Origin of the sequence: uncultured Porphyromonas sp. (genome assembly GCF_947254915.1) — a bacterium.
Lineage (GTDB): Bacteria > Bacteroidota > Bacteroidia > Bacteroidales > Porphyromonadaceae > Porphyromonas.
This window is the reverse complement of sequence record NZ_CAMYEZ010000044.1, coordinates 1-14,841: the sequence shown is the minus strand read 5'-3', so window position 1 is coordinate 14,841 and position 14,841 is coordinate 1. Positions and strand designations below refer to the sequence as shown.

The 14,841-nt window shown below is 53.6% G+C and carries 8 protein-coding genes; all 8 read right to left on the bottom strand.

What is annotated here, in order from left to right:
• Nucleotides 1-102: 102 nt before the first annotated feature.
• Nucleotides 103-2,676, bottom strand: a complete 2,574-nt coding sequence (locus Q0X57_RS04110; protein ID WP_297728055.1) for an adenosylcobalamin-dependent ribonucleoside-diphosphate reductase — start codon at nucleotides 2,674-2,676, stop codon at nucleotides 103-105.
• Nucleotides 2,677-3,435: 759 nt separating this feature from the next.
• Nucleotides 3,436-6,072 (bottom strand): DUF5686 family protein, encoded by a 2,637-nt coding sequence (locus Q0X57_RS04105; protein WP_297728053.1) that lies wholly within the window; start codon nucleotides 6,070-6,072, stop codon nucleotides 3,436-3,438.
• A gap of 7 nt (nucleotides 6,073-6,079) precedes the next feature.
• Nucleotides 6,080-7,558 (bottom strand): RNA polymerase factor sigma-54, encoded by a 1,479-nt coding sequence (rpoN, locus tag Q0X57_RS04100; RefSeq protein ID WP_297728050.1) that lies wholly within the window; start codon nucleotides 7,556-7,558, stop codon nucleotides 6,080-6,082.
• Nucleotides 7,552-8,922 carry a UDP-N-acetylmuramoyl-tripeptide--D-alanyl-D-alanine ligase gene (murF, locus tag Q0X57_RS04095; RefSeq protein ID WP_297728047.1) on the bottom strand — a complete coding sequence of 457 codons (1,371 nt, stop codon included), beginning with the start codon at nucleotides 8,920-8,922 and terminating at the stop codon, nucleotides 7,552-7,554. The genes rpoN and murF overlap by 7 nt, the downstream gene beginning before the upstream one ends.
• A 24-nt stretch (nucleotides 8,923-8,946) precedes the next feature.
• On the bottom strand, nucleotides 8,947-9,411 hold the full coding sequence (coaD, locus tag Q0X57_RS04090) for a pantetheine-phosphate adenylyltransferase (protein ID WP_297728044.1): 465 nt from the start codon (nucleotides 9,409-9,411) through the stop codon (nucleotides 8,947-8,949).
• A gap of 28 nt (nucleotides 9,412-9,439) precedes the next feature.
• Complete coding sequence (locus Q0X57_RS04085; RefSeq protein WP_297728042.1) at nucleotides 9,440-11,461, bottom strand: toprim domain-containing protein; 2,022 nt, start codon at nucleotides 11,459-11,461, stop codon at nucleotides 9,440-9,442.
• Between the two features lie 27 nt (nucleotides 11,462-11,488).
• Entirely contained in the window at nucleotides 11,489-12,616 is a 1,128-nt protein-coding gene (locus Q0X57_RS04080; RefSeq protein ID WP_297728039.1) for a hypothetical protein, read from the bottom strand.
• Nucleotides 12,617-13,339: 723 nt separating this feature from the next.
• Nucleotides 13,340-14,841, bottom strand: a 1,502-nt coding sequence (locus tag Q0X57_RS04075) for an LTA synthase family protein (RefSeq protein WP_297728036.1), incomplete at its 5' end; no start/stop codon positions are given.

The window sequence follows — 14,841 nt, the reverse complement described above, 5'->3', positions numbered from 1 at the left end:
GATGTAAGGAGCGCACGTTTTACCCCCTGCTATCAAAAGAAAAACCCCACCATTGTGTCCGTACAATGGTGGGGTTTTCCGTTGTCTAGCGCTTATCTGTGGCTAGCCACACTTTGAGGAGCCGCAGTTTGTGCAGATGAGGCAACCCTCCTGATAGACTAGCGTGTGCTGTCCGCAGTTAGAGCAGGCTGCAGATACCGTTGTGCCACTCGGTAGGTAGCTCTTGAGAGCACGAGCCACACCGTTCTTCCATGTGTTGATACTCTCATCGTTGAGCTCCATGCCCTGGACCAAGTTGATGACCTGATCTATCGGCATCTGGTAGCGTAGGACGCCTGAGATGAGCTTTGCATAGTTCCAGTACTCGGGGTTGAACTTCGTGTCCAGACCCTCTACCGTAGTCTTGAAGCCACGCTTGTTGTGGAACTGGAAGTCATAGTGCTTCGTGCCGTCCTCATCGTAGCTACGGATGATCTTACCCTTCGTCACGCTCTTGGGGAGCATGATACCCTCGTCATCGTCAGCGATACCTGTGAATACCTCGTAAGGCTTACCGTCGAGCAAGCCGACGAAGGCGATCCACTTCTCCTTATTGTTCTGAAAGCGCACGATATCCGCCTCTAGTACCTTGGGGCGCTTGTGTACAGCCTGAGGCATAGTCGTAGGCTCTACGGGAATCTCCGCAGCTGCCTCTTGCTCCGCCTTCGCTTGCTTCTCTTTCTTCTGCTGCTCCTCCGAGATGAGCACGCCTGAGCGAGAGCCCTCACGGTATACGGTACAGCCCTTGCATCCAGCCTTCCACGCCTCAATGTAAAGCGTAGCCACCATCTCCTGAGAGATGTCCGAGGGGAGGTTGATCGTCACGCTAATGCTGTGATCCACCCATTGCTGTATGCGTCCCTGCATCTTGACCTTAGCGACCCAGTCCACATCGTTGGCAGTAGCCTTGTGGTAGGGCGACTTAGCGACCAGCTCCTGTAGCTCTTCGTGCGAGTAGTTCTTCTCGGAGTCGTAGCCGTTGGTCTTCATCCAGGTGAGGAAGTTGTGGTGGTAGACCGTGTACTCCTCAAAGGTGTCGCCCGTCTCGTCCGTGTAGTCCACCTTGACGTTCTTGTCGTTAGGATTGACCTTGCGTCTGCGCTTGTAGACCGGCATGAAGACTGGCTCGATACCTGACGAAGTCTGCGTCATCAGGCTCGTCGACCCTGTAGGAGCGATGGTCAGCATCGCTATATTACGACGGCCGAACTTCTTCATCTCCTCATAGAGCTTCGGATCAGCCTTGGCAATGCGCTGGATAAAAGGATTGTCCTTCTCACGCTCAGAGTCATAGAGGTCAAAGGCTCCGCGCTCCTTAGCCAACTCTACTGAGCTAGCGTAAGCTGATAGGCAAAGCGTCTTCTGCACCTCCTCTGCAAAGCTGATCGCCTCGTCCGATCCGTAGCGCATGCCCATCGCAGCGAGCATATCGCCCTCGGCTGTGATGCCGACACCTGTACGACGTCCGAGGAGGGTCTTGCGCTTGATCTTGCGCCACAGCTCACGCTCAGCTGCTTTGACCTCTTCGGTCTCCGTATCTGAGGCGATCTTCATGAGGATTGCATCGATCTTCTCCGCCTCTAGGTCAATGATGTCGTCCATAATGCGGAGCGCCTTGGCAACATGCTCACGGAAGAGATCAAAGTCAAACGAAGCCTCTGCCGTAAAGGGGTTGCGCACGTAGCTGTACAGGTTGATCGCCAGCAGACGGCAACTATCGTACGGACAGAGAGGTATCTCTCCGCAAGGATTGGTCGAGATAGTCTTGAAGCCTAGATCAGCGTAGCAGTCGGGCACAGACTCACGGATGATCGTGTCCCAAAAGAGCACCCCTGGCTCAGCGCTCCGCCAAGCATTGTAGATGATCTTGTCCCATAGCTGGCGCGCCTGAATGGTGCGGGTAAACTTAGGCTCTGCAGAGTGGACGGGGTAGGTTTGCAGATACTCTTTGTTCTCCACGACCGCCTGCATGAAGGCATCGTCGATGCGTACCGACACATTGGCACCCGTCACCTTCCCCTCGGTCATCTTAGCATCGATAAAGGACTCGCTGTCAGGGTGATTGATCGAGACCGTGAGCATGAGTGCACCACGACGACCATCTTGCGCCACCTCACGTGTGGAGTTGGAGTAGCGCTCCATAAAGGGTACTAAGCCCGTAGAGGTGAGGGCTGAGTTCTTGACGGGCGAACCCTTAGGACGTATGTGCGAGAGATCGTGTCCCACGCCACCACGGCGCTTCATCAGCTGTACCTGCTCCTCATCAATGCGGATGATGCCACCGTACGAGTCGGGCTCACCGTCTAGGCCGATGACGAAGCAGTTTGAGAGCGATGCGATCTGGTAGTTATTGCCGATGCCAGTCATCGGGCTACCCTGAGGCACGATGTAGCGGAAGTGATCCATCAGATCCATCAGCTCATTCTCAGAGAGCGGGTTGGGGTAGTTGTGCTCTATGCGGACCAGCTCCCGAGCTATGCGCTGGTGCATGTCGCGAGGGGTCTGCTCATAGATATTGCCATAGCTGTCCTTGAGGGCGTACGTGGTCACCCACGCTTTGGCGGCCAGCTCATCACCGCCGAAGTAGTCCAATGTGGCTTGATAAGCCTCATCAAAGGAATATGTCTTTTGCTTCACTTGAGTAGATATATGAAGGGTTACAAGATTAAGTTCTAGTTGAGATGCTCTGTTATAATGTTGTCATAACCCAGAGTTTCTCGTAATTCGTTTGCAATATTACAACCAATAATTGACGTGGGCAAATAAATCAACTGGGAAACATTTAATTGTTGATAAGTTGTCTGAAGAAAAATCGCAACTCGCTGATAGATAGTATCGTCGGTTTTGGTGACATGGTTGAAAGTTTACCGTTTTGAAAACTATGTCTAGTGTCAGACAGTCCGATGCTTGTCTATTTGGTGGACTAGATAAGCGGAAAGCTCCTATTCGTTGCGATTTTGTCAAGCTCCTCTTCTAGATCTCCCTCGCTCCGATTCGGACATAAAAACGTTTTCTCCCTAAGAAATTCTCAATAGCTCTGTGGAAAACGAATATTTTCCACGGAGGCGGGATATAAAACTTCGGAAGAATGAAATGAAACTTCGGAAGAAAGATTTCAAAGTTCCGAAGAATTTTTCCCTTCCTCGCTGGAGAATCAAAAAGCTCCACCGAGGAATTGTCCGATTTCCTTCAACGTGCTCCGACGAACTCGTTTATATCATTGCATTGCCTTGCGGGTGGAACCTTTTTCTCTCGTATGAAAATGGAGCAACCCAAGGGAAAGTGATACGAGTGAGAGGGAGGGGGGACTGCTGAGCTATTCAACAACCATTGAGCAGTCGTTTAAAGACGATTTAGCGGTCGTTTAAGAGGACTTGAGCAGGGCTTAGCCGAGGGTCAGAAGGAGACGGAGATGCCTAGGCGCACGGAGTGGCGCTGGAGCGGAGGGATGCCTTGGCCAGTGATGCGGTAGAAGTATTGGACGGAGAGCACCTTGAAGATGTTGCTCAGTCCTGCCGAGCACTCAAGGTGTAGGTCATTGCGCATTGGCTCGGCGTAGGTGGGGAGGAGGATTTGCCCAGGTCGCGGGGTGATGTGTCCTGGCGATGTGTCGCCCCAGTAGCCGTGGATGCCGACGAGCTCTCGCAGTCCTAGTCGCTTGATGAGCGGGATGCGGTTGAAGAGCAGACCCTCCATACGATAGAGGAGCTTGAAGTCGAGGTATTTGTCGGCGATGAACTCTAGTGGCTGTATGGTCTGGAAGGCATCGGGGACGAGTAGCCAAGCGCGATTGCCATAGGGCGTGAAGAGCTGTGACTGTGGGGTCTTGCCTAGAGCGATGCCACTCTGGAGGGTTATGTCGAGTGCGCCAAATATGCTGAGATACAGTCTCTGGCTGTAGGCGAGGTGGAGCGCACCGTGAGTCTGATCGTTGCCCCATAGACCTCGTGGGTAAACTGATCCCGAGAGTGTAAAGGTGGGCTTGTAGATGTCTGCCGAGACGATGCTACCAGGCTTGCGTCCTGAGTAGGGAGTGCGTCCAGGCGTCCAACTGAGCGAGGCTCCGATTTCGGTCTGTCGTAGTTCGTGAACTTCGTATTGCTTGCCCTCGTCATCGAGCGTGTAATAGTGGAGCGTGCCTGTGGGTCGCTGGCGCTGGTAGTCGACCCATACATGGGAGTAGAGGCTGGGCGACCAGTCTATCTCGTGCGAGGCCTCTATGTCTAGTCCGTAGTAACGCCGTGTGATGGTGTAGGTGCCAAAGATGGAGGCGATGCCATCTTTGTAAAGTCCGTAACTCTCTTCTCCTGGGAAGAAGAGGTCGTTGCGTATGGAGAGCGCAAAGTTGTTTCGAGGGTAGGTATGGGGGTGTAGCTCTTTGGGTTTAGTGGCATAGGTGAGACGAGCGTAGTACTTCCACTTTTTGTCCTTAAAGCCGTAGGTGACATATCCCTCGGCAAAGAGCTGGTTGTGCAGTCTAGCCGTGGTCATACCCCCGAGTCGTAGCCGTACGCCCTCAATCAGGTTGGCACTGATGAGGGTCTCTAGGGGACCGAGATCTACATAGACACGCTCACGGTGTAGTGGCTCGGCAGGTATCGGGATAAAGCCTACAGAAGCCATCCTGGCGCATAGCGAAAAGAACTTGTACCCAGGGTCGTGGAGGATATAGTCGACGAGCTGTGTGGCGCGCTGCTCGGTGGAGTCGATCGGCTCGGGGCGAACGACCAGACCGTAGTCGTCGATGACGCGTGTCATGAGTTGCTGGAGCGTGTCGGCGGGGAGGAGGAGACGAGGGTCGAGTACCTCTGGTCGTAGCGCTGTGGGGCCTGTATTGTAGTGGTTGTAGATGGAGGTGATGCGAGCTAAGGCGGAGATGTTTAGTCGCTTGGATATGCGGAAGAGTGCATTGAGGCGCTGTCGCTTGGGGAGCCATAGGGTGTCGGGTCGTCCGTCTGGTCGTGTGATGCTCTGCGGGGCGTAGTCGATGGTAATCTCTAGGCGGTCTACCCAGTTGACATTGGCGGTGGTGGGGAGGCGCATCTCTACTCGGTGGATGCTGTAGTCTACGGTGTCTACCAGTAGTGTCCCCGAAAAGCCTGCGTCACGCATCTCGATCGGTACGAACTGTATCTGATAGCAGGGATTGCCCGAAGCGTCTGGGATGGTGTCTCGTAGGTAGTATTTGTAGAAGGTGATGCCGAGCTGGGAGTGCAGGGGACCGATGATCTCTTTGGAAAGGAGTGGCAGATCGTTGTCGTAGATGTCTACGGGAGCCAGGAGGGCATCTATATTGCTTGATAGCAGTCCCTCGTCGATGACTTGCTCGACCCCACTGTGTCGAGTGCCGATGAGTAGCGGGTTCTCCGGGTGTCCGCCTTGCTGTGCGTAGACGAGATGTCGCTCACGTAGGGAGAAGGGGAGGATGGGTGTCCTAGCGAGTGCAGAGCTGTCGACGAAGCTCTTCATACGCCACTTGGGGATGCCCCAGTAGCCTTTGCCTCGTGTGATGTCGCCCTGAGCGAGGAGGGTCTTTTGGTAAAGCTGGTAGGAGTAGTCGGGCAGGGCGGATAGATGGTTGCGCTCTTTGTGTTGCATCACCTGTCGCATGATGGTTACGGCGGGATTGCCCTTGCGTCGGTAGCGCTCTTTTTTGGGCTTGACGACGACCGTCTCCATGACTGTTTCTTTTCGGGAGAGGGGGATGCGACCTAGACTGTGGTTTTGGTATTTGTCCAGGAGCAGTGTGCGACCTTCGTAGCCCAGACAATTGATCTGTAGTGCGATGGAGTCTGTGGCGATGAGCTCTTGCTGTAGCTTGATGGTGAAGGCTCCTTTGTCATTACTGGTGGTGCCAGTGACGCTTTGGATGGTTTCGGTGGAGATGGTGGCGTAGGGGATCGGCTCTCCGGTCTCTCGGTCGTACAGAATGCCCGAGATGGTGGTGGAGCTGATGATCTGTGCGGGGAGCAGGGTGGGGAGGAGGCACAGGAAGCTCCAGAGCAGAAGACTGTAGCTACGCTTGACTGGCATGAGTGGGTTACTTAGTCAGCTTGCGACGCAGGCGAGCTGTGGGGATCCCGAGCTGCTGTCGATACTTGGCGGTGGTGCGGCGCGCTATGTCGTAGCCTTGGCGTGAGAGTTCCTCCGTGAGTTGGTCGTCTGTGAGCGGCTGGCGTGGATCTTCCCCATCAATGATTTGCTTGAGGCAATCTTTGATCACTTTGGTGGAGACATCGCTACCGTCCTTTGCCTGCATGCTTTCGCTAAAGAAGAACTTGACGGGGTAGATGCCCCACTGGCACTGCACGTACTTGCTATTGCTGACGCGTGAGATGGTGCTGATGTCTAGTCGGGCTAGCTCGGCAACGTCCTTGAGGATCATAGGGCGCAGGTCTATGATGTCGCCCGAGAGGAAGAAGTCTCGTTGCAGCGTCATGATGATGGTCATGGTCGTGCGGAGGGTGTCGTAACGCTGCTGCAGAGCGGAGATGAACCACTCGGCGTCCTTGACTCGGTCGCGGGTGTACTGAATCGTCTCCTTGAGCTTGGCTCGCTCGCTAGTTGAGGCGTCACGGTAGTCAGCGATCATCTGCTGGTAGCTTGGCGACACGGTGAGGGCGGGTATCTCGCGCTGGTCGGTGAGAGTCAGGGTGAGCTCGCCTTCATGCTCGGTGATGATGAAGTCGGGCGTGACTTTCGAGAGAAGGGTCTCTGCAGAGGAGTCAAAGCCGTTGCCTGGCTTGGGGGAGAGCTGGTGAATAAGCGACGAGACCGCCTCAAGTTGCTTTTGATCAAAGCCTCGCTTGGTGAGTCGCTCGAACCGTTTGTAAGCAAAGTCATCGAAGTAGCTAGAGACGATCTTCTCCGCATTGACGACAGTCTCGCTCTGCTCCATGCGGTGCAGCTGCAGTAGTAAGCACTCTTGTAGCGTCCTAGCTCCTACGCCTGGAGGATCTAAGCTCTGAATGATCTGGAGTAGCTCGGCGAGCTCCTGCTCGGAGGCGTCAATGCCCTCTTTGAGGAGCAGATCCTGAGCGATGAGCGGGAGCGAGCGGTCTAGGTAACCGTCCTCACGGAGGTTACCTACTATATAAGGTACGAGCAATTGTTGCCGCTCGGTGAGCTCTAGGGTGGAGAGCTGGTTGTCGAGGTAGTCCGTGAGGGAGAGTCCGTGAGCGGCAAAGGGTATCTCCTCGCGTTGCTGCTCTCTTTCGGCGATCATCCTCAGCCGATAAGCTGGTATCTCGTCGTCATTGCCGAACTCGTTGCGCGCTTCGAGCCGATCTTGGTCGGACTGGCTTAGGGAAGAGTCGACTTGCTCGTTGGTTGCGTTGCTTTCATTGGAATCGTCACGGGCGGAGTAAGCCTCTTCGAGGGCGGGGTTGCGCTCAATCTCAGCACTGATGCGCTGCTCCAGCTCGGTGACAGGTAGCTCCAGCAGTTGTATCTGCTGTATCTGCCGGGCGGTGAGGGTCTGGCGCTGCTCTAGCTGCTGTTGCTGGCGATTCTTTAGCATAACTCCGCAATGGACGAGAGATGGTGCGAGTTAGAGCCTTTGATCAGGATAAAGCTGTGCTGCGGTTGGTGTCTGGTGAAGTATTGCTTGAGAGCGGTCGCCGAGGGGAAGAAGATGAAGTGCTCGTTCCCGTAGCTAGCCTGTAGAGCAAAGAAGTTGGGCCCGCAGAAGTAAGTGACCATCTTAGGGTAGCGCAGGAGGTAGCTCCGTATCTGTCTGATGACAGTGATATGCTCGCTCTCGGCTGCATCGCCTAGCTCGTTCATATCTCCGAGGATGAGCATGCGGTTGAGTCCCTGCGAGTCCATCGTGAAGTAGCTATTGAGCGCCACCTCCATGCTAGAGGGGTTGGCGTTGTAGCAGTCGAGGATGACGCGGTTGCCCTGCGCTGTCGGGGGAAGTACTTGCGACCGCTCATTGTGTGGCTGGTAATTGGTCACGGCCTCATTGATCGTCTTCGGATCTAAGCCGAAGTGCAGCCCCACGGTGATGGCTGCGAGTATGTTGTTGAGGTTGTAGTCGCCGACTAGCTGTGTCGCTAGCTGGTAGCTTTCGCCAGTCTCCTGGTCACGCCACTCTATCCTGAGCAGACCAGTCTCATCGGTGGGGAGCACGGAGCCTGTGATGCGTGGCGAAGAGGTGCCGTTGTAGTAGACCGTGGGCAGTCCATTGAGGTTGCTGATGAGCGTCTTGTCCTCGCCATTGCAGAAGGCTTGTCCGCCGTGCTCTCGCAGATAAGCGTACAGCTCGCTCTTAGCCTTGACCACTCCCTCGGGCGTGCCAAAGCCTGATAGGTGAGCCCGCCCTACATTCGTGATGATGCCGTACTGCGGCTGAGCCAGCTTGCAGAGCGAAGCAATGTCTCCGATGTGCGAAGCGCCGAGCTCAACGATGACAAACTGATGCTCGGGGCGAACTTGTAGCAGGGTAAGCGGGACGCCTATCTCGTTGTTGTAGTTCCCCTGCGTAGCATGCACCCGATACTTGGCGGACAAGACCGCAGCGACCAGCTCCTTGGTGGTCGTCTTGCCATTGGTCCCCGTGATCGCTATGAAGGTCGCCTCGGACTTCGCCCTATGTAGGAGCGCCAGTTCGTGGAGCGCCTCAAAGCCTCCGTCCTTGTAGTAGATGAGCCTCTCCCGAAGGTCGGCTTCCTCGACCGCATCTATATAGCTAAGGTCGTCAACGAGAGCGTACTTGCAGCCCTGCTTGAGCGCATCCGCAGCGAAGCGATTGCCATCGAAGTGGGCTCCTCGTAGCGATACGAAGAGCGAGTCGGGACGCAGATGTCTCGTGTCGGTGCAGATACCATCGCTCTGGAGGAGTAGGTCGTAGATATGATTGATGTCAGCTGATTGTCGCATAGTAAGAGGATAGGAGATAGCTAATTAGTCAAAAGTCAAAGGCATGCCACTGGGTACGTAGTCGGATACATCTAGATTCCAGCTCAGTAGCTCTCGTACCATAGAGCTAGAGATGTGGAGCAGTCCCTGCGCTCCAAAGAGGAGTACGGTCATAGGCCCGTGCAGATGGTCGTTGATCTGGGAGATACTCTGCTCGTACTCGAAGTCGCTCGTGGAGCGTACGCCACGTATGAGAAACTGCGCGCCACACTGCTTCGCCGCTTCGATGGTCATGCCGCTATAGCTGACTACTCGGACACGAGGCTCCTGCGCATAGACGGTCTCTATCTGTAGAGCTCGCTGCTCGGAGGTGAAGTATGGCTTTTTCGTCGGGTGCGTGCCGATACCTATGACCACCTCGTCAAAAATCTTGAGAGCACGTGCCACAATGTCCGCATGCCCTAGTGTAAAGGGGTCAAAGGAACCCGCAAAGAATCCGATACGCTTCATATCTGTCTGCTAAGATAGCTGAGGAGACTTAGACGATCTCCTCGTCAATGACTAGGTTGTCTATGATAAAGTCTTGACGGTCGGGCGTGTTCTTGCCCATGTAGAAGTGGAGCATTCGCTTGAGATTGTCCTCCTTGCGGAGCGACACCTGACGAAGCTTGATGTTTTCCTCCGTGATTAGCTCCTTAAACTCATTGGCGCTGATCTCTCCCAAACCCTTGAAACGGGTGATCTGAGCCGAAGCTCCCATCCGCTCCACAGCCACATTGAGCTCCTGATCACTGTAGCAGTAGGCTGAGGTCTCTGTTTCAGACGCTGGCTCGATGGTCGCCTTCTTGCCGCCCTTTTTCTTGCCCGCTGAGGCAACACGTGCCGTGATACTCTTCTTGCGCTTGGCTGGGAGGGAGACACGATAGAGCGGAGTCTCCAATATATATACGTGTCCACGCCGCACCAATTCGGGGAAGAACTGCAAGAAGAAGGTTAGCGTCAGGAGTCGTATGTGCATACCGTCATCATCGGCATCGGTAGCGATGATCACACGGTTGTAGCGCAAGCCTTCGAGGCCGTCCTCGATGTTGAGCGCCGCCTGGAGGAGGTTAAACTCTTCGTTCTCATAGACCACCTTCTTGCTCAGCCCATAGCTGTTGAGCGGTTTGCCTCGCAAGCTAAAGACCGCTTGGTAGCGCGCATCTCGGCTCTGCGTGATCGATCCACTAGCCGAGTTACCCTCCGTGATAAAGATACTAGTCAGCTCGGGGTTCTTAGCCTTCGGATCGTTGTAGTGCTCGGTGCAGTCACGCAGCTTCTTATTGTGCAGGCTCGCCTTCTTAGCACGCTCACGCGCCAGCTTGGTCACGCCACTCATCGCCTTGCGCTCACGTTCGTTGGCCTGGATCGTCTGGAGCATCACCTCGGAGATCTCGGGGTGCATGTGGAGGTAGTTGTCGAGCTTCTCCTTGAGGAAGTCGCCGACAAACTTCTGTACCGTCACGCCCCGCAGTGGTTCATGTTCAAACATTGGGTCTTGCGGCACCATCTCTTTGGAGCCCAGCTTGATCTTCGTCTGACTCTCGAACTCAGGCTCGATGATGCGAATGCTGATTGCTGCTGCCATACCAGAGCGAATGTCCCCATATTCAAAGCCCTTGCCCGAAAACTCCTTGATCACACGAGCCACCTGCTCGCGAAAGGCTGTCAAGTGGGTACCTCCCTGTGTGGTGTACTGACCATTGACAAAGCTGTAAAACTCCTCTCCGTACTGCTCAATGTGTGTGATAGCGACCTCTATGTCGGGACCCGTAAGACGTATGATCGGGTAGAGCGGATCGCCCGTGATGGTGTCTGAGAGGAAGTCCTGTAGCCCGTGACGGCTTACATATTTCTTATCGTTGAGGTAGAGCGTCAGCCCCGTGTTGAGGTAGCAGTAGTTGCGCACGAGCGCCTCCACATGGCGCAGGTCGTAGTGCGAGTTGCGAAAGACCTCAGCGTCTGGCGTAAAGGAGACTAACGTACCGTGCTCCTCCTTGTCCTCCCACGGCTCCGCTGGCGTATGAGCGATCATCTCAGCCCGCTCGTAGGTGACGGAAGAGGTCTCTCCCTCGCGCCAGCTCTGGACGGTAAAGGTCGAGGAGAGCGCATTGACCGCCTTAAGACCGACACCGTTCAGACCGACCGACTTCTTGAAGGCTTGCGAGTCGATCTTGGCTCCCGTATTCATCTTAGAGGTCGCATCAACGAGCTTGCCGAGCGGTATGCCACGACCGTAGTCTCGTATCTGCACCTCGTTTGTCTCGCTGTCTATCGTGATGCGTATCTCACTACCCACACCCATGACAAACTCATCAATCGAGTTGTCTATCACCTCCTTGATAAGGATGTAGATCCCATCGTCCGCCTGCGTACCATCACCGAGCTTACCGATATACATACCAGGACGCTTGCGGATATGCTCGCTCCAGGAGAGCGTCCGAAAGTCCTCCTCGGTGTACCCCGCTACTGCGCTGGGGGATAGCTGGTCTGGGTTATTTAGTGGTTCTTGTGTCGGCATGGAGGTGAGGGTAAATAAAGGAAGAGATTAGAGCTCCTTGATGAAGACACGGCGCGTCTTGTGGTGCTTACGCTCGAAGTAGCTCCACTGTAGCTGTACAGCCATATTAGTCTCCAGCTCAGGATTACTCTCAGCGATCTCAACACCTAGCTTGTTGTAGATCGGTATCAGGTCGGCGAAGATCAGCGCATTAATCCCCTTGTTTTGATACTCAGGCAGGACACCGATGAGGTAGAGGTCGACCACTTTGGGTGGGGTCTTGAGCGCATTCAGTAGAGGTATGAAGCCAAAGGGGTAGAGCCGTCCCTTGGCTGCCCGCATCGCTTTGCTCAGGTTGGGCATCGTGATAGCGAAAGCAATCATCTGCTCGTCACGCTCTCGGACGATAGCGGTAAAGAAGTCTAGACGCAGTAGAGGCAGGTAGGCTTTGGCATAGTACTCCATCTGTGCGGGCGATAACTCGCTAAAGCCATAGAGCGGCGCGTAAGCCTTATTGAGCGTGTTAAAGATTTCTTCAGCGTGAGACATAATCTCCTTGCGGCTCTTGTACTTAACCACTTTGAGACCATACTTCTCCTTCACTAGATTAGCGATGCGCTGATGCTTCTCTGGGATCTCCTTAGGGATCTTGATCAGGTACTCCTTCCAGTCGGTACTCTTGGCGTAGCCTAGACGCTCCAGTTGCTTGGGGTAGTAAGCGTAGTTGTAGAGGCCTACGGTTGTACCCATCTGGTCAAAGCCCTCCACGAGCATCGCCTCCTGATCCATATCGGTGAAGGACATCGGCCCATGTATGTAGTCCATGCCCTTGTTACGCCCCCACTGCTCGACAGTCTCAAAGAGCTTGTCAACCACCTCGTCATCATTGATGAAGTCAGCGAAACCAAAGCGAGCGTAGTTTTGATTCCACGTCTCGTTTGCCTTATGGTTGATGATACCCGCAATGCGCCCTACGATCTTGCCATCCTTGTAGGCTAGGAAGTAGGCCGCCTCACATACATCAAAGGAGGGATTCTTGTCCTTATCCAGTAGGTCTATCTCATCCTTGATGATGCCAGGGACGTGGTAAGGGTTATTTTTGTACAGCTCAAGGTTGAACTCAACAAACTTCTTCAGCTCCTTGCGTCCATCTATTTGTCTGATTTCTACTGCCATGGTTTAACTTATGGTTTGATTTCTAATCCTTTATGAATACCGGATAAGGGCTTCTTCATTAATGTATATGTAAGTCTAACGAGCGTACTCTCAGTTACTACCTGTCAACAACTAGAGATACAATGCCATCTGGGTAATACCCTGTAGCGCATCAAAGGGTTAGACGGTAGGAGAGAGGCTCGTCTACATTACCGCTCTGATGGCAAAGTTAGCAAAATAAGCGATACAAATAAGCTCCCCGACTAAGCCTGCGGGGGCCGACACATTTATACTAGAGAACTTTGTCTGCGTCTCAACGAAGTAAATTGAAAAATGACGAAAATCAAACAATTCCTCCGTAGAGATTTGTGTTTATCTAGTGAGGAAACGAAAAATTCTTCCGAACTTTCATTTCATTCTTCCGAACTTTCATTTCATTCTTCCGAAGTTTTATTTCGCCCCTCCGTGGAGAATTTTCATTTCCTCGTGAGCTATCGGGAAAATACCTCGGTGGAGAATTAAAATCAACAGGAGATGTATGAAGTAGCTACAGGGAACTCTTAAATCTGTTCAAAAGGAATGAACTATCTCCTCTGTGGATAGTGGAAAGAAAAGGTCAACTTAACGTACTTTGTAGTCCTTCTAGTGCACAATCCTAAAGCTTGCTAAGAACTCAACTCTCTAGATGTTTTCTCGCCTTTTGCGGGCAGTATGTTTGATAGCGAGCGACGATCCAAGCAGTGACTACTTTGGAGTCACATCTCTGATAGAGAAGGAGCTCTTGAGGACGCGGTAGTTGTAGTCCTGTACGATTGCCTTAAAGAGTGCCGTGTAGTGCTTTACCGCTGACGAGGTGGGGACGGTGGCACGACTGGGCTCCGTCTGCAGGTAAGCTGCGGGCTCCTTGACAGTGACCTGGCCATCGGAGGTCATAGTGAGCGTGAGTGCCTTTGTGAAGAAGAGGTACTGGTTGTGGTAGAAGTTGAGCGCATAGTGCTCTGCCTGCTGGTCAAAGATATTACTCCCGTAGCTCAGTACTGGCTCTGTGATGCCGAGTAGGTAGAGGAGGGTGGGGAGGATATCTATGTGCTGCACGACATAGTCGCTGACCTCTCCATGTAGCTTGCCCTGCGGGTCAAAAAATAAGATAGGCGCTGCAGCATGTCCCGCTAGGTTGGCATATAGAGGTTGGTCGCTGAGGCTGGTATGATCTGCCGTGATGACGAAGAGCGTGTTACGATACCACGGCTCATCTTTGACCCGCTCGAAAAACTCTCGAAGAGCTTCATCAGCATATTGAGCCGTCTGATGGATCGGGAGGGTGCCTTTCTTCAAGTGTCCCTTATAACCCTTGGGCATACTAAACGGACTATGATTAGATAGCGAAAAGAAGAAGGCTCCAAAGGGCTCCCGGAGCGACTTCATATCTTTCGCCATGGCCTGCTCGAAGGGCAGGTCGTGGATGCCCCATGTACCGACCTTAGCACTAGACTCATTAGGGTGCGTGGCTAGGTAGTCCTGAGAGGTGTATTGATCCTGGACACCTAGGCGGTTGAGAAATGAGTAGAAGCCCATAGCCCCCGCCTCGTCACCGTGGTAAAACTTGAGGTGATAGCCATTGTCTCCTAGTGATAGCGGTAGCCCCGTGTCGTAGGAGTCGAAGTGCTGGTAGTTATCCATAGTAAATGCCTCGTCATCAAAGGTACCCCCAAACGAGGGTAGCGAGACAAAGATGGAGGGAAAGGACTCGACCGAGCGCTTGCCAGAGGCAAATCCGTACTGCGCATAGAGCGTGTGTGGCATCAAGCTATCAAGGTAAGGGGTGTAGCTCGGATACCCGTCAATATATCTATTAAGGTAGCCAGTGTACTCTCGCGCCATACTCTCTAAGATGATGACGACGACGTTGCGCCCCTGCATGGAGCCAAAGAGCGTGTCGCTCTCAGAGAGCGGTGCCGCCTGATAGTAGGGCGTGAAGATGGTAGGGAGTTCTTCGTCTGTGTAGAAGGTGAAGAGTTGCCGTGTAGCCACATCTTTTGTCAAGGCTACAGGCGTGTTTTGCAGTAAGGGAAATTGCTCTGGATCTGTGGCGTAAGAGAAGAAGTGTAGCGTGGATACAGGCTTGCTGTAAAGGTCCCAACTGCCTCGCATACTGAAAAAGAGGAAGATGACCATACCTAGTGTGCAGGTGCCGTCTACCCAGTAAGAGCGGCGAGAGGTACGCGCCTCACGCTGATACTGCACCA

Coding starts and splice junctions, on each gene's coding strand:
- Q0X57_RS04105 (WP_297728053.1), bottom strand. CDS start 6,072: ATGCCAGTCAAGCGTAGCTACAGTCTTCTGCTCTGGAGCTTCCTGTGC.
- rpoN (WP_297728050.1), bottom strand. CDS start 7,558: ATGCTAAAGAATCGCCAGCAACAGCAGCTAGAGCAGCGCCAGACCCTC.
- murF (WP_297728047.1), bottom strand. CDS start 8,922: ATGCGACAATCAGCTGACATCAATCATATCTACGACCTACTCCTCCAG.
- coaD (WP_297728044.1), bottom strand. CDS start 9,411: ATGAAGCGTATCGGATTCTTTGCGGGTTCCTTTGACCCCTTTACACTA.
- Q0X57_RS04085 (WP_297728042.1), bottom strand. CDS start 11,461: ATGCCGACACAAGAACCACTAAATAACCCAGACCAGCTATCCCCCAGC.
- Q0X57_RS04080 (WP_297728039.1), bottom strand. CDS start 12,616: ATGGCAGTAGAAATCAGACAAATAGATGGACGCAAGGAGCTGAAGAAG.